This is a genomic window from Pseudovibrio denitrificans JCM 12308 (assembly GCF_001310815.1).
Lineage (GTDB): Bacteria > Pseudomonadota > Alphaproteobacteria > Rhizobiales > Stappiaceae > Pseudovibrio > Pseudovibrio denitrificans.
This window is the reverse complement of the sequence record NZ_BAZK01000010.1, coordinates 20,027-39,489: the sequence shown is the minus strand read 5'-3', so window position 1 is coordinate 39,489 and position 19,463 is coordinate 20,027. Positions and strand designations below refer to the sequence as shown.

General features: G+C 53.8%; 21 protein-coding genes. 5 read left to right on the top strand and 16 right to left on the bottom strand.

The window, feature by feature from the left end:
- Positions 1–36: 36 nt before the first annotated feature.
- From JCM12308_RS30040 to JCM12308_RS14575, 11 genes are all read right to left on the bottom strand, one after another.
- Positions 37–1,164, bottom strand: a complete 1,128-nt coding sequence (locus JCM12308_RS30040; RefSeq protein ID WP_208978603.1) for a methyl-accepting chemotaxis protein — start codon at positions 1,162–1,164, stop codon at positions 37–39.
- A complete protein-coding gene (locus JCM12308_RS30035) occupies positions 1,143–2,081 on the bottom strand; it encodes a nitrate- and nitrite sensing domain-containing protein (RefSeq protein WP_208978602.1) in 939 nt (312 codons plus the stop codon). Before JCM12308_RS30035 ends, JCM12308_RS30040 begins: the two co-directional genes overlap by 22 nt.
- Positions 2,082–2,443: 362 nt before the next feature.
- A complete protein-coding gene (locus JCM12308_RS14615; RefSeq protein WP_054784258.1) occupies positions 2,444–3,532 on the bottom strand; it encodes a TRAP transporter substrate-binding protein in 1,089 nt (362 codons plus the stop codon).
- Positions 3,533–3,723: 191 nt separating this feature from the next.
- Positions 3,724–4,275, bottom strand: a complete 552-nt coding sequence (locus JCM12308_RS14610) for a TetR/AcrR family transcriptional regulator (RefSeq protein WP_054784375.1) — start codon at positions 4,273–4,275, stop codon at positions 3,724–3,726.
- Between the two features lie 401 nt (positions 4,276–4,676).
- Positions 4,677–4,889 (bottom strand): cold-shock protein, encoded by a 213-nt coding sequence (locus tag JCM12308_RS14605; protein WP_008552358.1) that lies wholly within the window; start codon positions 4,887–4,889, stop codon positions 4,677–4,679.
- A gap of 335 nt (positions 4,890–5,224) precedes the next feature.
- Complete coding sequence (locus tag JCM12308_RS14600) at positions 5,225–6,280, bottom strand: branched-chain amino acid ABC transporter permease (RefSeq protein ID WP_054784257.1); 1,056 nt, start codon at positions 6,278–6,280, stop codon at positions 5,225–5,227.
- A gap of 12 nt (positions 6,281–6,292) precedes the next feature.
- Positions 6,293–7,321, bottom strand: a complete 1,029-nt coding sequence (locus JCM12308_RS14595; protein ID WP_054784256.1) for a branched-chain amino acid ABC transporter permease — start codon at positions 7,319–7,321, stop codon at positions 6,293–6,295.
- Positions 7,318–8,043, bottom strand: a complete 726-nt coding sequence (locus tag JCM12308_RS14590) for an ABC transporter ATP-binding protein (protein ID WP_054784255.1) — start codon at positions 8,041–8,043, stop codon at positions 7,318–7,320. Before JCM12308_RS14590 ends, JCM12308_RS14595 begins: the two co-directional genes overlap by 4 nt.
- A complete protein-coding gene (locus JCM12308_RS14585; RefSeq protein ID WP_054784254.1) occupies positions 8,036–8,827 on the bottom strand; it encodes an ABC transporter ATP-binding protein in 792 nt (263 codons plus the stop codon). Before JCM12308_RS14585 ends, JCM12308_RS14590 begins: the two co-directional genes overlap by 8 nt.
- 17 nt (positions 8,828–8,844) lie before the next feature.
- The gene (locus JCM12308_RS14580; protein ID WP_054784253.1) at positions 8,845–9,744 is read right to left on the bottom strand and encodes a bile acid:sodium symporter family protein; all 900 of its coding nucleotides are present in this window, start codon (positions 9,742–9,744) and stop codon (positions 8,845–8,847) included.
- A gap of 175 nt (positions 9,745–9,919) precedes the next feature.
- The gene (locus JCM12308_RS14575) at positions 9,920–11,122 is read right to left on the bottom strand and encodes a substrate-binding domain-containing protein (RefSeq protein ID WP_054784252.1); all 1,203 of its coding nucleotides are present in this window, start codon (positions 11,120–11,122) and stop codon (positions 9,920–9,922) included.
- A gap of 869 nt (positions 11,123–11,991) precedes the next feature.
- Between JCM12308_RS14575 and JCM12308_RS14570 the strand changes: the two genes are divergently transcribed.
- Complete coding sequence (locus tag JCM12308_RS14570; RefSeq protein ID WP_128647413.1) at positions 11,992–12,396, top strand: hypothetical protein; 405 nt, start codon at positions 11,992–11,994, stop codon at positions 12,394–12,396.
- Between the two features lie 52 nt (positions 12,397–12,448).
- Here JCM12308_RS14570 and JCM12308_RS14565 read toward each other — a convergent pair whose 3' ends face one another.
- Positions 12,449–12,862, bottom strand: coding sequence for a rhodanese-like domain-containing protein (locus JCM12308_RS14565; protein ID WP_054784250.1), 414 nt, complete (start codon positions 12,860–12,862; stop codon positions 12,449–12,451).
- Between the two features lie 222 nt (positions 12,863–13,084).
- On the opposite strand from JCM12308_RS14565, the gene ftrA reads away from it, so the two are divergent.
- Positions 13,085–14,074, top strand: a complete 990-nt coding sequence (gene ftrA, locus JCM12308_RS14560) for a transcriptional regulator FtrA (protein ID WP_054784249.1) — start codon at positions 13,085–13,087, stop codon at positions 14,072–14,074.
- On the opposite strand, the gene JCM12308_RS14555 is transcribed toward ftrA, so the two are convergent.
- Positions 14,065–15,282: a TIGR03862 family flavoprotein gene (locus JCM12308_RS14555; RefSeq protein ID WP_054784374.1), complete on the bottom strand. Its 1,218-nt coding sequence runs from the start codon at positions 15,280–15,282 to the stop codon at positions 14,065–14,067. The genes ftrA and JCM12308_RS14555 overlap by 10 nt on opposite strands.
- A 233-nt stretch (positions 15,283–15,515) precedes the next feature.
- Here JCM12308_RS14555 and JCM12308_RS30030 point away from each other — a divergent pair, with 233 nt between their 5' ends.
- Genes JCM12308_RS30030 through JCM12308_RS14545 form a run of 3 tightly spaced genes read left to right on the top strand, consistent with a single transcriptional unit; the run spans position 15,516 to position 17,114 of the window.
- Entirely contained in the window at positions 15,516–15,962 is a 447-nt protein-coding gene (locus JCM12308_RS30030) for a hypothetical protein (RefSeq protein ID WP_208978601.1), read from the top strand.
- Positions 15,869–16,642, top strand: a complete 774-nt coding sequence (locus tag JCM12308_RS30025; protein WP_373282373.1) for a glycosyltransferase family 4 protein — start codon at positions 15,869–15,871, stop codon at positions 16,640–16,642. The genes JCM12308_RS30030 and JCM12308_RS30025 overlap by 94 nt, the downstream gene beginning before the upstream one ends.
- A gap of 34 nt (positions 16,643–16,676) precedes the next feature.
- A complete protein-coding gene (locus JCM12308_RS14545) occupies positions 16,677–17,114 on the top strand; it encodes a VOC family protein (protein ID WP_054784248.1) in 438 nt (145 codons plus the stop codon).
- 127 nt (positions 17,115–17,241) lie between these two features.
- Here the strand turns inward: JCM12308_RS14545 and JCM12308_RS14540 are convergent, their stop codons facing one another.
- The 3 genes from JCM12308_RS14540 to JCM12308_RS14535 are packed head-to-tail and all read right to left on the bottom strand — an operon-like array spanning position 17,242 to position 19,139.
- The gene (locus JCM12308_RS14540) at positions 17,242–18,204 is read right to left on the bottom strand and encodes a glycosyltransferase (protein ID WP_054784247.1); all 963 of its coding nucleotides are present in this window, start codon (positions 18,202–18,204) and stop codon (positions 17,242–17,244) included.
- A gap of 19 nt (positions 18,205–18,223) precedes the next feature.
- On the bottom strand, positions 18,224–18,544 hold the full coding sequence (locus JCM12308_RS30020; RefSeq protein WP_208978599.1) for a glycosyltransferase family protein: 321 nt from the start codon (positions 18,542–18,544) through the stop codon (positions 18,224–18,226).
- On the bottom strand, positions 18,504–19,139 hold the full coding sequence (locus JCM12308_RS14535) for a glycosyltransferase family 2 protein (RefSeq protein ID WP_208978598.1): 636 nt from the start codon (positions 19,137–19,139) through the stop codon (positions 18,504–18,506). The genes JCM12308_RS30020 and JCM12308_RS14535 overlap by 41 nt, the downstream gene beginning before the upstream one ends.
- Positions 19,140–19,463 lie beyond the last annotated feature (324 nt).

Genomic DNA, 19,463 nt, shown 5'->3' with positions numbered 1-19,463 from the left:
CCCTCCCTACATCAACTCTTCGCTTTGACCGGCCAATTAGGCAGCCACAACATCCTTCAGGAAGGTTGAGATGGTCTGGCGCAGCTCCGTTGCCTGTTTGGAAACAGAGGTAGAAGCCTCCAGCACTTCATTGGCAGAGCTGTTGGTTTCCTGAACAGAGCTGGTCACCACATTCATGCTGTCCGCCACATCCTGAGTGCCTTGTGCAGCCTGCTGAATGTTCTGACTGATAGAAGAGGTCGCAGCGTTTTGCTGTGCAATCGCGGTGGCGATGGAGCTGGTGTACTCGTTCACCTGCTGCATGGTGCCTGCAATCTGCTCAATGGCGGTCACAGCTTCCTTGGTGGAACCCTGAATACCGGAGATCTGCGAGGAAATCTCTTCAGTCGCCTTGGATGTCTGGGTCGCCAGTTCCTTCACTTCAGAGGCCACAACTGCGAAGCCCTTGCCCATCTCGCCAGCGCGCGCTGCTTCAATGGTCGCGTTTAGTGCCAGCAGGTTGGTCTGCTCAGCGATATCGCGAATAAGGTTGACCACTTCGCCAATCTTCTGCGCGGCCTGATCCAGATCCGTGACGTGATCGTTGGTGGCAGTTGCAACAGTGGTTGCATCGTCACCGGTCTGCTTGGTCTGGGAGATCTGACGGCCAATCTCTTCGATAGAAGCAGAAAGCTCTTCAGCTGCGGAAGCCACAGTCTGCACGTTGTAAGAGGCTTGCTCGGAAGAGCCAGCAGCGCTTGTTGCACGGTCGGATGTAGTGGTCGCAATGTGGGTGAGGGAGTCAGCAGTCTGCTGCATCTTGCCAGTGTTGTCATCAACACGGTCAAGAACGCTGGAAACCTGATCGTTGAATGCACTGATCAGCTGATCAACATGCATCTGACGATTGCGCTCCTGCTCATGTTCCTTCTCAGAAAGGCTCTGCAGGCGCTTCTGCTCAGCAACAGTGTCACGGAAGGACATCACAGCGTTTGCCACCTGACCGACTTCATCAACGCCGACAGCGCCGGAGAAGGTCACGGAGGTATCGCCATCAGCCAGATTACGTGCATCTGTCAGCAGAGCTGCAACAGGAACGGAAACACTGCGGATGATGGTGTAAGCAGCACCAATACCCAGTACGGTCACCAAACCAGCGATGATCAGGCAAACATGAACTGCCACTGCGCGTCTGCAGACAACTTCTGCGCATGCATCACCAGCTCATCAGCTGCGTAATCTTCGAAGTCTTTCAGCGCATCAATGCGTTTGGTTGCCAAATCAAACCATTCGGTACCGGAAACGGAGGAGATATCACCGCCAAATGCGGAGGCATAGCCCAGTTTACGCGCGGCTTGCACCTGACTCATGATTGGACGGCTGAAGATCTTATCAAGAAACTTCTCCTGAGGAGCCGTCATCAGCGCGCGAGCGGTTTTGAAGTGGGTATCCTGACTTGAGCCTAGGCGAACGAAACGGTGGTAGATCGTTGCATTAAACTCTTGTGCGCTGAAGCCGTTCGCGCCGATTGCGCGCTCAATGCCTGCGTTCTCTTTACCAAGCAAAATTTCTTCATACATGCTCAGCTCGCGAACCAGACTTGCGTCCCGGCTTACAGCGATGGTGCTTGGCAGGAAGGTGAAGGCTTCATTGATGGTGCCGCTGTAGTAAGCAACAGTCTCGCCAACGGTCGTATTCAGGCTTTTGACGTTGTTGCGGATGCGATCAATGTTTGCCAACCGGCTGTTCACCATCTCCACCTGCGCAGCAAGGCCCTTATCAATGGAGGCGAGGTGAATGTTTTCCAGCGCGGTTTTGTAAATACGGATTTTGCTGTCGGTCAGCTTGTGCTGGTCTGCAAGGCCTTCGGCAAATGCCTTGCCCTTCGCGCCGAGATACCCGGCGGAGCGACCGCGCTCTTTCTGCAACTCATGGACAACCGCACTCAACACAGGCACAAACTCTGCCACCTGTCCGATGTTAGATGCTTCCACCTTGTTGTTGTAGGCGGTGATGATTTGTGCACCTGCAAAATAAAGCATTGGCACAAATGCCAGCATGAATATCGCGATGATGCGATATTTTAAAAGAATACGACGCATGAGAGCACCTGTTAGGGAAACCCAAGTTTCAATTTAAAATGGGGTAATCTGACACCCAGTTTCACTGATTTGTGAATACACGCCCAAATTGAGTCAGTAATTCTTTATAGAGTCTTTATTCTACTGCTTAGATTTGTACTAACTACCTACTTATTCTCACCTAAGTAGTGTTAGTAGATAAACTACTTACGCTATAAGTATATATGCAAGTTGCAATTAATTACTATTTCCCAAATATACTTGAGTTTTCAGAGGCTACAAGAGGAAAGCTGCATGCGGGTGTGCATTTGGTGAGTCGTTTAAGCAACCTAGGGTAACGGGGAGATAACTCTCCCCGTCTGTTCGTTTTACTTGAGCCAGCTTTAAGTAGACCAGACCTGAGCCCGGTCCTGATAGAGCTGACCCTCCATCCGCGCACCGTACAAAGAGCAAGCTTTCACGTATTCCATATAGGAACCGTGGATCTTTTCGCTCATCGCATCGCCTGCTGGGTAAGCCGCAATAACTTCGCGGGCCGCTGCACCAATGGCTTCAATCACATCCGGTGGGAAGGCGGAAAGAATAGCGCCGCGTTCAACCAGTGTGGAAAGAGCAATGGTGTTGTTATAGCGGAACTCCGCTGTGCTTTCTTCTGCCTGCGCGGTCGCAGCTTGTGCCAGAACTTCCTTCAGCCAAGGGCTCAGGTTTTCATAGGTGTTCTGGTTGACGATCATTTCCAGACCCGGACCTGGCTCATGGAAGGCTGGCAGATGATAGTAAGGTGCGATCTTGTAAAGGCCGAGTGCAAGGTCATTCCATGGGCCAACAAACTCAGCGGCATCAACAACACCGGACTGCAGAGCTGGGTAGATTTCTGGCGGAGGTGTCACAACAGTGGTTGCGCCCACTTTGCGCAGAATGTCTCCACCAAGGCCCGCGATACGCATCTTCAGACCAACAAGATCATCCAGAGACTTGATCGGCTTTTTGAACCAACCGCCAGCCTGTGCACCAGAGCTGCCTGCGTAAAATGGCTTCACGTTGTGCGGTGCATAGGCCTCGTCCCACAATGCCTGACCACCGCCATGACGCAACCAGCCTGAAAGCTCAGTCGCATCCAGACCAAACGGCAGAGTGGTGAAGTACATGGTCGAACGGATTTTGCCCACCTGATAGTAAGGTGCGTTGTGGCCGATATCAGCTGTACCGGAGGAAACCGCTGAGAAAGTCTCGAACGGAGGTACCAGCTCACCACCACCATAATACTTGATGGAGATTTTTCCGTCAGACAGCGCTTCAATGCGCTTGCCCAGCTGTTCAGCAGAGGTGCCAACACCTGGGAAGCCCTTTGGGAATGCACCCACAAGCTTCAGGTTCAGCGTCGCGTTTGCAATCGCTGGCGCAGCAAGAACTGAGGCCCCACCGGCAGCGCCCGTTGCCACAGCTGTTTTAAGAAAGTCACGACGTTTCATCTGTACCCCTCCGTTGAGCGTATCCCCGAAAATGACAGCGGTTTCGGATCAGGATACGCCTTGAGCAACCACGAAGAACGCAACCGGTTCTCCGTACAAAATACTTAAGTATCAATGCTAGCAGAGGGGAGGGGGATCTGGCGATATATTTGGGTTTTCAGGGCTGAGAAGAGTTCAAGTCTGGCAGAGCTTTACTTGAGTATCTCAAACATCCGTTCAAGCTGCTCTTCAACATTCAGCTGGGTCTCATCCAGAACCTGAAAGATGCCATTGCTGTGAACGCCTTCAACGGCCAGATAGACGAGTGTCGCCAGCTCTGGGTCTTCTGACTCATCCTGAATACGAGCATACATCTCTTTATGAAACACGCGGACAGGATCGAGCAGGCTTGGGTCATCTGCAATTGCAGCCAGCATGCCGGAGGCGGCCTTGTTGTCTTCCTTGAACTTGCTGCAAAGCCCTTTGAGGAAAGCACGCATCAGCTTGTGGCGATACGGGTCCTCAGCCAGCTTATGCTCTTCAGAGGCGATCGTTTCGCGCGTGCTATCTACGTGATATTGAACCATGGCGCGGATGAGCGCCTGTTTGCTCGGGAAGTTGTATAGAAGACCGCCTTTGGAAACACCCGCATGCTTGGCAATAGCATCCAACGAAAACTGCCCACCGCCCTGTGCTTGCACATAGTCGATGGCCGCATCAAGAATGCGATTTTGTGTTCTGCTGGCTTTCGTCGTGCCCTTCACAATGAGTCCCTTGCCCAATTCTGCGAGAAATCGCAGAGAATAATGTTTTGTATGTCATCGCAGATCTGCGACTTTTGTCAGTATAGGCCATCAGCAGCAACTTTGCGAGGCCAAGTCACCCAGACAACCATGAAATTTAGGGTGTGAAAACAAAGATGTGAGCGGCTTTGCACAAAATACCCACTATCGAAGGCAGTGTGCTGCAGCCTGTTTCCGTAAATAGGAAGACAGGAGCTTTAGGCAAGTGCCTGCGTGGAAAAATCGCTGAAATCTGCGCGTAAAAAAGAAAAGGCCTGACGGCGTCCGGCACAAGCCGCGCTCATCAGGCCAATCCTGAGGTGGTTACAATGTGCGTTCAGCTTGCGCTGAAGCAAACCCTGCAAACCCACAAATCGTAAAGATTAAGCAAGCTCAATCTGGGAAGCCTGCAAACCGCGGCCACGACGATCTTCTTCAGCAACGAAAGTGATCGCTGCACCTTCAGCTGGAACTGCGATGCCGGAGCGTTCGAAAGCTGTGATGTGAACAAAGATGTCCTTGGATCCGTCACCTGGGGTGATGAAGCCGTAGCCTTTGTCGTGGTTGAAGAATTTGAGGGTACCGTCTTGTCTCATCGAAACGTCCTTTAAGCCAAAAAATCCAACTCACCTGATGAGGGCGAGTTATTTGTGACGAGCAATGTATTCAAAGGCAGAAAAGGACATTGTCGCGATCGGTCAATCGTAACACTGCCAAGTGTGTCTCCAAAAACAGCCCGTAGTAACCAAGCCTGAGCTCTGTTCTCGTTCAAAAAAGCCAGTCTTAATTCTCATATAGGGGGACGGGTCATATGTCGCCCCTCTAATACTACGGGATAAGCAAATCTCTTAGCTCGCTCGTCCATGCCAACCTAGGTACTCCCGATGAAATCCACAAGGTGTAAACGCCAAAAAAGCGAAATCTCGGAGAATTATGTACCTCGCAACCGCCCCACCACGCCCTTGGGGAACCAATAGATGCTGCAGATGAACAAGATTCCCAGCCACAGCAGCCACCGTTCTGGCGAGACCACATCGGAGACAACGGGCAAACTACCCAATGATTCCTGAAGGATACCAAGGAGATCCTGCAAATATGACTGTGTGAGCAGGAACAGAACAGCCCCGATCACGGCGCCATACATGCTGCCCATTCCGCCAATCACAACCATCAACAGAATGTCCACCATTATATCCATAGAGAGGGTGGTTGCCGGCCCTGTATAGCGCAACCAGATGGCCATCAGGGAGCCCGCAAGCGCTGCCATCACCGCAGACAGGATCGTTGCCACGCTGCGATATCGCACCACTTTGTACCCGATCGCCTCTGCCCGGAACGCATTCTCGCGGATTGCCTGCAGCACCCGGCCAAACGGCGAGTTCACCATGCGCAGTAAAACAAGGAACAGGCACAGGCTGCTGAAGAAGACCACATAGTAAGTGATCAGCTTGCCATTAAGCCGAACACCCAGAACCTTCTCTTTTATCAGCTTGAACGCGGGCGTCATCTCCCGGGGGATGCGGTAGCTCAACCCGTCTTCACCGCCGGTGATGCCTGACAGCTGTGAAATCAGCACCAGAAACGCACTCGCCACCGCCAGCGTCATCATCGCAAAGAAGATCGCCTTCACACGCAAAGAGAACAGTGCAATCACGAAGGCAAACGCCCCGGCGACCAACGCACCGCACACCGTACCCAGCACAATCGCACTGTAGGAGGCTCCCATGTTCACCAGTGCTAGCGCGGTGCCATAAGCGCCAATGCCAAAGAACATGGTGTGCGCAAAGGATACCACTCCTGTGTAGCCCAGCAGCAAGTCATAGCTGGCCACCAGCACAATGAAGATGCAGATCCGCGCTGCTGTATCCAGTGACCGCGTGCCCGGAAACAGGAAAGGCGCAAACATCAGCCCGAACAGGATGAGCAGCAACACGGCACTGAGCATTTTGCTGCGAGGGCTGTCACCGGAAAGGAGTTTCATCATCATCGCCTGAACTCCTCAATGCGCTTTGACGACAGGGTAGAGCCCCTGAGGCCGCCACATCAAAACAGCCCCCATCAGCAGAATAGTCGAAACCAACGCCAGCTTGGGGATCAGGAAACCCGTGTAGTTGGTCAGCAACCCCACCAGCATGGCTCCGATAAAGCAGCCTTCTATGGAGCCAAGCCCGCCAATGATCACCACGATGAACACGGAGATCATCACTTCAGCGCCCATGTGAGCTGTAATGGTTTCCTGATAAAGCCCCCACATCACCCCGCCGAGCCCGGCCAGTGCACAGCCCACCATGAAGACTGCGAGGAACAGCTTCTGGATCGGATACCCCAGCGCCTCCACCATCTCGCCATTTTGAACACCAGCCCGCACCAGCAACCCAATACGCGTCCGGCTCAGCACCAACCGCATGGCAACAAACAGGGCGAGCCCGATTGCAATGGCCAGTACGCGATACTTCTCAATGGCAGCTCCTAAAACAACGAAGGAGCCTTGAAACGCAGTTGGCCGCGCCAGCACGATCTCATCCGGCCCCCAGATCACATAGATCAGCTGCTGAGTGACAACCAGCCCGCCCATAGTTACGAGGATCTGCTTCAGGTGCTGCCCATAAACTGCCTTCACAATCAGCCGCTCAAAGCCATAACCCGCCAACCCCGTCACAAGCATGGCAAACGCCACCGCCAACAAAACAGCCCCAAGGTTCAGTGCAATGCTGGGGCTCTCGATCCAGCCGCCCAACAGGCCCAAGATGGTGAAACCTGCAAAGGCACCCAGTGAGATGAATGCCCCGTGCCCAAAGTTGATCACGTCCATCAGGCCAAAAATCACAGTGAGGCCGGAGGCCATGATGAAGATCATCATCCCCATCGCCAGCCCGGCTGCGGTCAGCGTCAACCAGGTGGAACCTGACCCAATCGCCAGCAATCCAATCAACATAAGAACCGGCACCAGAAACAAGGGAGCTTTGGCTTCAATCACTTCAGAAAGAGGAGGGCGTTCAATGCGTGGTTTAATCAGGCTGTCGCTCATTGGTGCGCCTCCAGTGAAAGTCCCATCAACTTCTCCTGCAACTCAGCATCGTCGGCCAGCTCCGCCATCTCGCCGGAGTACACAATCTGCCCGTCATCCATCACCGCTACGGTGTCTCCCACCGCCCGCGCCATGGAAAAATTCTGCTCCACCAGCAGGATCGTCGTCTGCATTTCCTTCAGCTCTCTCAACGCGGCAATCATGGCGTTGATGATCGCAGGGGCCAGCCCCTTGGTGGGCTCATCAATCAGCAGCAACTTACGTGGCTCAATGATGGCTCTCGCAACAGCCAGCATCTGCTTTTGTCCGCCAGAAAGATTGCCCGCCGCACTCTGCCAGAAGGTCTTGAGGGGAGGGAACAGACCAAAAATCCAGTTCAATCGTTCCTTATCAATCGCGCCACTGCGAGCTGCCAAAAGCATGTTTTCATGAACCGTAAGGTCGGTGAAGATGCCCATATCCTCCGGCACAAAGGCAATCTCTCGCTGGGCAATGGCAGGTGTGGTCTCCTTCTGGATCTCTGCATTGTCGAACAGGATAGCCCCTTGCGAAGCCTGCCACAGCCCCATGATGGTGCGCAGCGTGGTCGTCTTGCCAGCGCCATTACGCCCCAGCAGAACCGCCACGCCGCCGCGTGGAACCACCAGATCAACGCCCTGCAAGATGTGGTAAGGCCCGATATGGGTGTGAACGCCTTTCAGCGTGAGAAGAGCATCAGACATGCGCACCCTCTTCTTTCTCTTCGGGCGCAACACCCAGATAGGCCTGCTGCACGACAGGGGAGGCGATCACCTCCGCCGGGTCTCCATCTGCCACCAACTCTCCGTTGTGCAGCACGATAATCCGGTCTGCCAGAGAGCGGATCACATCCATCTTGTGCTCCACCAGCAGGATGGTTCGGTCCTTGTCCTGCTTCAGTTCGCGGATCAGGTCGAGCACAATGGGCACTTCATCAACGCTCATGCCTGCTGTTGGTTCATCAAACATCAGCACCTGCGGACCAATGGCAATCATTAGAGCTACTTCCAGCTTGCGTTGATCTCCATGAGAGAGTTCTGAGGTGATCTGTTCGGCCTTATCCAGCAGATGAACCTCCGCCAGAATGTGCTCGGCCCGCTGGATCAGCTCCACATGACTGTCCGCCATGGAAAACAAATCCATCCCCATGCGTTGATGAGCCTGCACGGCCAGCCGTGCATTTTCACGAACGCTCAGGCCGGGAAACAGATTGGTCAGCTGAAACGCCCGCCCGATCCCCCGCAAAGTGCGATCCGCCACCGACATGCGGGTGATGTCCTCACCATTAAACCAGACATGACCGGAACTGGCTGCCAGCTGACCTGAGATCAGGTTGAAGTACGTTGTCTTCCCCGCGCCATTCGGCCCAACGATTGCCGTCAGCGTCCCACGATGAAAATCACAGGACACCGCATCAACCGCCACATGACCACCAAAGCGAATGGTCAAATCTCGCGTACTCAGAACCGGCTTCTCATCTGCTTGCATCACCAGCGGCCTGCTTTCTAGGAGAGTTCATTTTGAGCACGAAGTTCCGGGTGTGCCTTCGCCTTCCGCCGTGCCCATAAGATGAAGAGGAAAGCGCAGCCATACATGGTAATGCCGTAAATGCCCGAGGCTAGACTATAAGGCGGCAAGGCCTCACCACTCATGGCAATCAGAGCTCCGACGGTGATCCCTAGCGTGGCGTTTTGAACGCCCACTTCCATGGCAATGGCAACACTATCTGGATGCGAAAGCTTCATCATCTTCGCTCCGCCATAACCAATCAGCAGCATCACCACATTCAGGAAGATGAGCACTGGTCCCAGCTCCAGAATGTTAGCGGTCAACACCGACCAGTTGGTGGCAATCGCACCCAGCACAATCACCACGAACAACACGGAAGCCACCAGGGAAACCGCCTTGGAAATGGCAGAGGTAAACGAGGGCGCCAGATGATTGACGGCCACACCCAAAGCAACGGGAACAGCAGTGATCAAAGCCATGGAGATACCGATGGCAGTCACATCAATCTTGGGCATCGCTGCACCCAGAAAGTAATCCGCAGCTGCTGCCGAAAAGATCGGAACCGTCAGCACACACAGCACACTGGTAACAGCCGTCAGCGACACAGCCAATGCAACCGACCCGCCACTGAAACGCGTCAGCATATTGGACGTCACACCACCCGGCGCAAAGGAAAGCAGCATCACGCCAAATGCCATGGCTGGCTCCAGCTCAACAACCTGCAAAATGAGGAACGCGATGGCGGGCAGCAACAGCAACTGCCCCAGCATGCCAACGCTGAACGCACGCGGCATCTGCACCACGCGTTTGAAGTCCTGCAGTGTCAGCGTGATCCCGAGGGAGAACATGATAAACGCCAGCGAAAGCGGCAAAAACAGCTTTAAGAGAATGTCCATGGGCCTGTACTTCGCTCTTCGGTGCTCTGCAAGTCCCGCTGTGCCAATTATCTGCTGCTGAGGATGAGGTCAGCGTCAAAGCAGAAAAGCACCGCAGGCCAGAGCATTGTGTTTTTGAGATTGAGCAGAGGAAGCGAGAAGCCCGCTCCCTCCTGAAAGCGTGAGGGTGCCAGACTTATTGGTTCTGAATAGGGATATCCATGTCCTCAATGGTGAGTTCACGCACCAGTTCAGGAATGCCCCATTCCACCTCAGGGTCTACACGGATTTTGAAGTGATACATGGATTGCAGCGCCTGGTGGTCCTCAGCACGGAACTTCATCAGTCCCTTCGGCCCTTCAAACTCCATGCCTTCCATCGCGATGATCAGCTCTTCCGTATCTGTAGAGCCAGCTTTACGGATTGCCTCCACAGCCGCAATGCCCGCAGCCATGCCGCCAGCGGTAAAGAAGTCCGGCGGCGAGTTGTAACGAGCCACATGCTCCTTCACCAACCAGTCGTTCACCGGGTTCTTGGGGATCTCGTAGTAATAGTAGGTCGCCCCTTCCATACCCGGCATGGCCTTGTAGGCTTTAAGCGCAGCCAGAATATTGCCACCTGTCGCGATCTCAATCCCGTAGCGTTCTGGGTTCATGGCGTTAATCTTTGCCAGCGGATTGCCGCCACCAGCCCAGATCACGAACAGGAACTTGCGGCCCTCTTCATCTTTCAGCGCTTCAAAAATGCGCTGGGCACTCGCGGTAAAGTCCTTGGTGTCCGTCGGTGCGTACTCCTCAAACACCAGCTTGGCATTGGTTTTTGCAATGGCATTGCGGAAAGCAGCCACACCATCCCGGCCAAACGCATAATCCTGTGCCAGCGTGGCGATAGAGGCGCCATCCTGTCCAAGCGCCACAGCATTGGCGATCGCATCCTGAGAGGAGTTACGGGATGTGCGGAAAATGTAGCGGTTGAAGTTGGCCCCGGTGATACTGTCTGCCACCGCAGGTTCTACGATCAGCAGCTTCTCATATTCTTCGGCAACGGGCAGCATGGCCAGCGCTACGCCAGAAGAGACTGGCCCAATCGCCAGATCTACCTCGTCATCGCCATAAGCCTCGGCCAGCATGGCCCGTCCGATATCCGGCTTGAGCTGGCTATCTTTCTCAATTACCTCAATCTTACGACCGTCAATCTCCATGGTTCCGCCAGTGGCGTACTCCAGTCCCATCATCAGGCCCACATGGGATTGCTTGGCATAAGCCTCAAACGGGCCGGTTTTACCATAAATGTGGGCAATCTTGATTGGTTCTTCCGCAGAGGAAATGCTTGATGAAACAGAAAGTGCAAATGCGCTGGCCGCCAGGCTAACCGCCGCGGCCCGAAGTAATTTATGCATAATGAAACCCCTCCCGCGCTGTCCCGGAGCTTCCCTGAAATGCAGTCGTTCTCTCGAAAGACTTCAGAAGCCAAACCTTAAACAACGTAAAGATAGTTGACGCATGTATTCAGGAAGGAGTCAATGATTCCAGATTGAGCCAAATTGTTAAGGTATTCGGCGGTGACTTGTATTTAGCGGTTTCACTAAGAAAATTCAGTCACTCATATTTTTTAATGAGAGAAAAACGATTTTCTCAAACGTGCAAGCCAACCAATATTTGACAATACTTGTAAGGCGGCTCTGTAAAACTGTACGGCACGGCCTGTCGCTGTAAGCCATTGAGCCTGCACGCGCTTCCTCTGCGACAAGCTGACGGTCACGCGCCATGGAAAAGCCATATTTCGCCCTGTTTCCACCTCAATTAGCCGTTAGGTCGCCTCTCTCCGAAGGCAAGTCAGCTAAGTGTTTATTCACCATCTCTGACAACCTGATGATAACAAGATCCTGCTACCTTCAATAACAATAAGAATGTTGGTTTAACAGGGCGTCGTTAAGTACTGAGTGCTATGCACCCAGTATTATCAAAATAACAATAAATCCTGATACAGGATCATCTGCATATGTTTATGCGGACAACTTAAGGGCGGTCTATTTCCATTGCTTGGTGGGCCATCCTTGTCTCAAGGCAGGTTGTCTTGCCCCGACGATTTTAAGGCCGTACCTCCCCCTCCCATTCGGCCTTTTATGCCTGCTTTGTTAAGCACCGAGGTATCCTCCCACCTCGGTGCTTTTTTATTGTGGGGTGCAACTTTTGTATTGGGTAGTAATTAAAGTTCATCTTAAAATTGCAAAACGTGCTTTATGCATCTAATTAGCTCTAACTTGCTATGGGAGCTAATACTTTGAAAAATTATCTAAAATTATTTGTAGTGCTTGCAGCAGCGGTTGTACTGAGTGGATGTGTGACCACACGGTCTTCCTTGCCAGATCTGTTTGTTGATCAGGCAGATAAAGTGGCACGAGCAAACTACATTGATAAACACTGCCCTTCTATGACGATGAAGAACCAGGATTTGCTGGCGCAATCTGCCATGCTTGTGTGCCTCGCCAGCAAAAGCGCCAATAGGAAATGCGCCGTCAAACAGTACGTGAACGTCTATCTGGAAAGGTACACGCACTACTCAAAAGCCTACAAAGACAAGACATCAGCTCAACTTTGCAAAATGGCGCGCGAGGACGAGAAAATGAAGCCGATGTTCGAAAAAGCAGGCAAGAAGAAAAAGAAAAGCTAAGCGCAAAACCATGATTGAAAAGCACCGAGGTCAGCCCCGGTGCTTTCTGCCTTTAAGCGATTTCTTCTGCCGGTGACTTAACCAGCTCAAAGCCTTCGTCGATCCAGCCGGTCATACCGCCCAGCATAATCTTCACCGGGCGACCCAGGACTGAGAGGTTATAAGCCGCTTTGTCCGCTCCGTTGCAGTGTGGTCCGGCGCAATAAACCACGAACACGGTATCCATCGGCCACTTGGCAAGGTTCTCTTCCGTCAGATCACGGTGATGCATGCAAAGTGCCCCATCCACGTGTCCTTGCGCAAACCGAACTGGGCCGCGCACATCAAGCAACACAAACTCAGCTGTACCTTCTGCCAGATCAGCCTGAACATCTGAGCAGTCAGTTTCAAACTGCAGGATGGAACGGAAATGCCCGAGTGCCAGCTTCGGGTCTGCCGGGGAATATTCGAGTGCACGTGAAGCCATGTCTCTCTCCAAATCTATGATGGCGCTCCCGTTTAGGGGGCAGGAGCACCAAAAACGCTTGTTTTAAAGCAGCTTGTGCGATGGGTGCTTCGCTGAACTGCTTTCGGTGATGGCAGGAATCTCGCCTGCTCAGGTAATCTGAAGAATTTCCCCGTTGCACAAAACTGGCTTGAATGACTATATTCGTAAAAAATACGCCAATTTCAAAATGCATGATTTCCGATGATTTCAAAGACATCCACCAAGCCCAAAGGCCCACTCGTTGCAACGCTCATCTATGATGGCCTGTGCACCTTCGAATTCGGACAGGCCTACGAGCTCTTCGGCCTGCCACGACCAGAGTTTGGCGCAAACTGGTACAGGTACGAAACCGTCGCCATTGAAGACGGCCCAATCCGAGCCGCAGGCGGTCTAGAGATCAAAGCTGAAAAGCAGCTCGACGCGCTGGAACATGCTGACATCATCATCATCCCCGGTTGGCGCGGTATCGAAACCCCGGTGCCGGAAGACCTGATCGAAGCACTTTGCAAAGCCTACACGCGCGGTGCCCGTGTTGCCTCCATCTGCTCCGGTGCATTTGTGCTGGCACAAGCGGGCCTGCTGAACGGCAGAATAGCCACCACCCACTGGCGCTACGCCGAAGCCCTGCAAAGCGAGTTTCCCGCCATCAACGTGGAAGAAGACCGCTTGTACTCTGAAACCGACAGAGTGTTCACCTCCGCAGGCAGTGCAGCAGGCATTGATCTGGCCCTCCACATCATCCGGCAGGACTATGGGTCCCAGATCGCCAACAGCGTCGCCAAGCGACTGGTCGCCCCGCCTTTCCGGGAAGGTACACAAACCCAGTTCGCAGAACAGCCTGTGCCGGAAGAAAGGGAAAGCAAACGCTTTGCCTCCCTCTTTGAGGAGCTGGAAAAGAAGCGGGCCTATACCATGTCTGTGCCAGAAATGGCTGCCCTCATGGGCATGAGCCAGCGTACCTTCATCCGCAAATTCTCAAAGGTCACCGGTCAGGCACCGGCAGAATGGCGACGCGCCAAACAGCTGGAAACAGCCAAGCTCCTGCTGGAAGCGGAAGAGACCATGGATATGGAAAACCTCTCCCACCTCTGCGGTTTCGGCTCAGCAGCAACCCTGCGCCATCACTTCAGAAGCAAATACGGTACCACCCCAACAGCTTACCGCCGCCAGTTCCAAACCCGTCAGGCTTGAAGATATGCCTGAATGCCACGTGCAGCGGAGCGGCCTGTTGCGAACACGGCCTGCAGCAGATAGCCACCGGTCGGAGCCTCCCAGTCCAGCATCTCACCGGCTACGAACACGCCAGGCAGTTTGGTGAGCATATAGTGCTCGTCGATCTCATCAAAAGAAACACCACCCGCGCTGGAGATCGCGCGGTCAATCGGTCGAGGAGCGGTGAGCTGTAACGGCAAAGCCTTGATGTGCGCCGCCAGCTCATCGGCCTCAACCGGCAACGGCCCAGCCTCTCGCAGCAAGGCAATCGCCGCTGCGGGTAGGCCAGTGGCCTTGCGCAGGAAGTTACTCATGGATTGCTTACCGCGCGGTTTCTTCAACTTGGCAACCAGCTTTTCAGCGGACACATCCGGCTTCAGATCAACCTCAATCTGCGTGGAACCGTTCTCAAGGATAGCATCCCGCAAAACTGCAGAAAGCGCATAGACTACGCCGCCTTCAATCCCGGAAGCATCAAGCATCGCATCGCCAACAACACGCTGGCCACCATGCGAGATAGCAATCTTTTTGAGAGGCGTTCCCTTATAGCGCTCTTTGAAGTGATCAGAAAACGCAATCTCAAATCCGCAATTGGCCGGGAGCAGCTCTTTCACCTCAATCTGCTTGTCGCGCAAGATGTAAACCCAGGAGCCATCAGAACCAAGCTTGGCCCAGGAGCCACCGCCCAGGGCCAGCAAAACCGCATCAAAGCTCTGCGTTTCGACAGCTTCATCGCCTTTCTGAAGCAAAAGAGCTCCAGCATCATCAAACCCACACCAGCGGGTGTTGGAATACAGCATCACCCCATGCTGAGCCAGCAGCTTCAGCCAATTGCGCAGAAGAGGGGAGGCCTTGAAGCTTTCAGGAAACACCTTGCCGCTGGAGCCAGCAAACGTCGGCTCACCCAGTTCAGCACTCCACTCCCGTAGCGCTGCCGGAGGGAACGCTCTCACAGACTGCAGCAGTTGCTCATGCGCAGGACGATAGCGGCTGAGAAATGTCTCCAGATCCTCGCTATGGGTCAGATTGAGGCCACCAAGACCAGCCATCAGAAACTTGCGGGCAGGGGAAGGGCGTTGATCAAACACGCTTACCGACACACCGGCTTTCGCCAGCTGCTCAGCTGCAAACAGCCCGGCAGGGCCTGCTCCGATGATTGCAACGCGCTTTGTCAAAGATCCATCCATTCCGCTTTTGGTCACGACAGTGCGGACCAGTAAAAGGTGCAGCTCTAATGCCTTTGTTTCCCGCCAATTACAAGCGTTATGCGCTCTGCCTCCCACAGATGCACAGGCACCCTCATGCGGGAAAATCACCTCCGTAAAGAAGCACCCCTGATTTTGGAAGGAAGACTTCTAAGGAATGTACAGTCCCCCCAGTTCCCGCTTTCCTGAATGCAAACAGTAGAGTGGGGGCCGCGTTGAGAACTGCAATCGTAATGCCGCGTAACATGCATTTCTGTCAGTCTCGAGCCACATCAATAGACCTGTGCGCTCATGATCTGGCGCTTCACAGCCAGAACAAAAGCAATCTGCGCATCTTCGCTGGTGGGGAAGAGGATCTGTTTGATGATATTGATGTTGTTGCAGTGACAGAACCGGGCAAGAAACCAACCCCCGCAAAGTTTTATGATCCCCTCTCTGAGTTCGGCCCGCAGCTGATCGTCGTGCACCAGCATCTGGAAACGGCGTTCCAGATCATCACTGACTTTCCCGGCACACCCGTAATCTTGCACCGACACGGCAGGTTTGAGCGCAACAGCGCCTTCAAACGCTGGAAATACACCCGCAAAATGAACCGTCTGGCCGGGATCATCTGGTTGGTGAAGATGCCCGCAATAACTTTTGCGAAAACTTCACCGGCGTAAAAGCCCGCAGTGTTGTCGTACCCAACGGGATAGATTGCGAGCTCTGGTCTCCGGCACCAAAAGAAAACTCCGTGATCTATGTGGGCCGCGCCCGGGAAGACAAAGGCGTCTTTGATCTGGCCCAGGCATGGCTCGCCTGTGCAGAGCGGCTGGAGAAATCCGGCTGGAAGCTGAATCTTGTACTAGCAGTTACGGATGAAGGAGAGCAATCAACGGCCAACTCCCTTCGCCAGATGCTCTCCGGTCATTCTTCCAGTGTCTCCATAGAAACCAATCTGGATGCGCCCAGCGTTCAGCAGCGCCTTGCAACCTCTTCCATAGCGGTTGTGCCCTCCATTGTTGCAGAGGGCTTTGGCCGCACAGCGATCGAAGCCATGAGCTGCGGAGCCGCCGTGATCACCACGCACTCCGGTGGTCTGTGGGAGGCCGTGGGTGAAACCGGCAAGGTGATCAACCCACGATCCCCTAAAGAGATCGCAACCGCACTGCTTGATCTGGCAGATAACCAACCCCTTCGCGAAGAGATGGCAAAGGCTGGGCGAGAACGCGTGCTGCGCCTCTTCAACATTCACCAGATTGCAGAGACCTATGACGACATGCTCATGAGCCTGTGGGATGACCACGTCAGCGGCACCAACAAAACGCAAGGCCTGATTGACCACATGCTCGTATCCGAGTGAGTTAGTCCGCCTTCTGTTTCAGGAGATCAACCAGATGCACCCTGATCACGTCACCGTAGCCGTCCGCGACCTTGAGGAAGCGCGCACATTCTTCAAACTGCTGGATTTTGAAGAGCAAAAGGCGCTGGTCATCTCAGGCCCGATGTTTTCTGAGTACATGGGCATCCCGGATCTTGAGGCCGACCACGTCACATTGGTGCTGAAAGGCCATAGCCCAAGGTTTGAAATCCAACTCCTCCACTACCGCAATCCTGAGGCCCGGGCAGAACCATACCCAGAAGACCTCTGCCGAACCGGCTACAACCATCTGTGCTTTGCCGTAGATGATCTGGAAGACAGACTAGCCCACCTTCAGGCCGCCGGTTTCAGCGCCCGTTCTGAAGTCATGGAGTTCAACGACAGAAAGCTGGTCTTCCTCTTCGGCCCAGAAAAGATCACCATAGAACTCGCTCAGTGGATGAAACCGACCTAAGAGCCGCAAAGGCAAGACCGCTGAAGAAAGCATACGGTGAGCGGATGCTGACGTAAGAGCCAAGTCTTCTCGTCACTCAACAGCTCCTCCAGCCGATGCGCCTGTCAGAAGCTATCCATCCAGCTCTTTAAGCCATCAACGCTTTTGCAGCTTCCTTGTAGTTCCCGGCAAGCGCATTCTTCTGAAACAGCAGGCCCTTTAGCCGTTTCGCCTTGGCGTTCGCCCGTTTGATCCGCACGGCCATATGCCGGGCGACCTTGGGCGTGATCTCCAGAAAACCACGTTCCTTCAATTCAGCACGCAAAGCACTGCTCAGGTCTGCCGCCAAAGTGTCCTTTGTGAACTCTGGCTCTTCTTCTTCATGCATGCGGGCTATCGCGGCAAGCAGCACCATGTCTGCCATCATCCGATAAGGCCGTCCACGTTGGGCGGTTACCTGACCAGGATGGATGCGATATCGCACCAACCGCTCATTCAGGGCACCAATCTTGCCATACTCCAGCAAACGCAAATAGAGATCATAGTCCTCAGCGCCATCATACTGAGAGCGATAGCCGCCAATCTCCATCACAGCGTCTCGTCGAAACATGATGGTCGGATGATAGAGGCAGCACTTCTCATAAAGCCGCTTGCGGATTTCAACCGTCGTCTTCGGACACTCCATCTGATCGATGATCTGCCCACTTTCATCAATCACCGAAACTTCAGTCCCGCACAGCAGCCAGTCCGGATTGCGCTCCATAATCCGCACTTGCCGCTCCAATCGACGGGGCTCAGAAAGGTCATCTGCATCCAACCGCGCCACAAGCGGGCTCTTGATCACGGCAAGCCCCGCATTCAGCGCAGAGGAAATGCCCTTAGCTGGCCCTTCAACAATCTGAAACTGCTCCTTTGGAAAATGCCCCGCAAAATGCTTGGCGATCTCCCGTGTTTCGTCAGTGGAACCATCATCCACCAGCACAACGGCAAAATCGGTGAAGCTCTGTGCCAGCAGGCTGCTGAGGGTTTCACCGAGTGTTTCTGCTGCATCGCGGGCGGGGATCAAAACGCTGACAAGAGGGGGATTGCTTGGCGTTTGTTGTTCAGCCATGGATTAAGTCACCTGTGTGCTAGGCTTTTTTGTGTTGTGCGGAAGGGGAAGGGTGTTTTGCAGGCCGGCCTGACTGTTCCATCAGCTCAGCCTCAACAAATTTGGCGAGCCGCAAGTACCGGCTCACGGCGTAGTTGGTGGAAGCAATCAGGCCCCACCAGCCATAACGGCAATACCCGCGCACCAGATAGCCCTTCAGAAAGGCCAGGGGAAACTCAAAGAGCAACCTATAGCGCGGCAACCGGCGCCCACGTCCTCGCATCTCCTGAACCTGCATGGTCGAGTAGCGGTTCATCTTGTCATAGTGGAACGTGATGCTGGGAATGCTGCGATGGTCCATATGCTTTCAGCATGCCAATCTTGGCGGCGCTGGGCGGGCGAACGGTGTCATGTACCGAGCTGGCAGAAAACCGCCCGACGCTCTTGCGATAAAGCCGGATTTGCTTATGCGAAAAGGCGTGTTTGGCGGCTGTCTCCTCGTGAGGCCAAACATCACGGATGTCGACCTCCCAGAAGTCATAGTTCGCCAGTACAGAAGTCTGAAACAGCCCCAGAATCTCATCCCTCAATGCAGGCGTCACCACCTCGTCCGCATCAATGTTCAGGATCCAGTCATGCCGGCACTGGTCCTCACCAAAGCGTTTCTGCAAGCCATAGCCATTCCAGTCATTGTGCAGCACCCGCGCGCCCATGCGCTGGGCAACGGTCACAGTTTGGTCTGTGGAACCACTGTCGATCACAATGACCTCATCAGCCCACTGAATGCAGCTGGCGATAGTCCGGCCAATCCGCTCTTCTTCGTTCTTGGCGATAATGAATACGGAAAGTGGAATGCGCTTTTCATCAGCACGACCATCTGTGGTCGCTGCCCCCTGTTGGGCTCGCTTTTCTGCAATGCTGATGATTTTGCTCTGGCTGGAGATACCGGGCCTCAAACTCTTGGATTTTCCGCAATAATCCTGAGTTTACTCCCCCCTACACATTCCGAAATTCGCTCAATATGAAGGACTGTTTTCACCCAATTGAAACCCATTGGTATCAATTAAGGGGCCGAACAAGCGCCGCACCACCCTCGCCACAAAATGCGGATGTAACCCCATCGTGAAAACTGGCGGTAAAACGTGGTGAACTGGTGCAAGCAACTGCCAGAACACCAAAACCTAGCATAAAGTCCCTCGGATAGCCCCGCTCACTACAACTTCCGTATGATTGCATCTTATGCCGAGGGGTGAAACGATTTGCGCGCATTTAAGAGCCGG

Bases quoted from the DNA above. Each gene is read 5' to 3' on its own strand.
- JCM12308_RS14575 (WP_054784252.1), bottom strand. From the start codon at position 11,122: ATGCATAAATTACTTCGGGCCGCGGCGGTTAGCCTGGCGGCCAGCGCA.
- JCM12308_RS14615 (WP_054784258.1), bottom strand. From the start codon at position 3,532: ATGAAACGTCGTGACTTTCTTAAAACAGCTGTGGCAACGGGCGCTGCC.
- JCM12308_RS14595 (WP_054784256.1), bottom strand. From the start codon at position 7,321: ATGAGCGACAGCCTGATTAAACCACGCATTGAACGCCCTCCTCTTTCT.
- JCM12308_RS14545 (WP_054784248.1), top strand. From the start codon at position 16,677: ATGCACCCTGATCACGTCACCGTAGCCGTCCGCGACCTTGAGGAAGCG.
- JCM12308_RS30035 (WP_208978602.1), bottom strand. From the start codon at position 2,081: ATGCGTCGTATTCTTTTAAAATATCGCATCATCGCGATATTCATGCTG.
- JCM12308_RS14580 (WP_054784253.1), bottom strand. From the start codon at position 9,744: ATGGACATTCTCTTAAAGCTGTTTTTGCCGCTTTCGCTGGCGTTTATC.
- JCM12308_RS14555 (WP_054784374.1), bottom strand. From the start codon at position 15,282: ATGGATGGATCTTTGACAAAGCGCGTTGCAATCATCGGAGCAGGCCCT.
- JCM12308_RS14590 (WP_054784255.1), bottom strand. From the start codon at position 8,043: ATGTCTGATGCTCTTCTCACGCTGAAAGGCGTTCACACCCATATCGGG.
- JCM12308_RS14540 (WP_054784247.1), bottom strand. From the start codon at position 18,204: ATGGCTGAACAACAAACGCCAAGCAATCCCCCTCTTGTCAGCGTTTTG.
- JCM12308_RS30020 (WP_208978599.1), bottom strand. From the start codon at position 18,544: ATGGACCATCGCAGCATTCCCAGCATCACGTTCCACTATGACAAGATG.
- ftrA (WP_054784249.1), top strand. From the start codon at position 13,085: ATGATTTCAAAGACATCCACCAAGCCCAAAGGCCCACTCGTTGCAACG.
- JCM12308_RS14570 (WP_128647413.1), top strand. From the start codon at position 11,992: ATGGGAGCTAATACTTTGAAAAATTATCTAAAATTATTTGTAGTGCTT.
- JCM12308_RS14565 (WP_054784250.1), bottom strand. From the start codon at position 12,862: ATGGCTTCACGTGCACTCGAATATTCCCCGGCAGACCCGAAGCTGGCA.
- JCM12308_RS14585 (WP_054784254.1), bottom strand. From the start codon at position 8,827: ATGCAAGCAGATGAGAAGCCGGTTCTGAGTACGCGAGATTTGACCATT.
- JCM12308_RS14600 (WP_054784257.1), bottom strand. From the start codon at position 6,280: ATGATGATGAAACTCCTTTCCGGTGACAGCCCTCGCAGCAAAATGCTC.
- JCM12308_RS14605 (WP_008552358.1), bottom strand. From the start codon at position 4,889: ATGAGACAAGACGGTACCCTCAAATTCTTCAACCACGACAAAGGCTAC.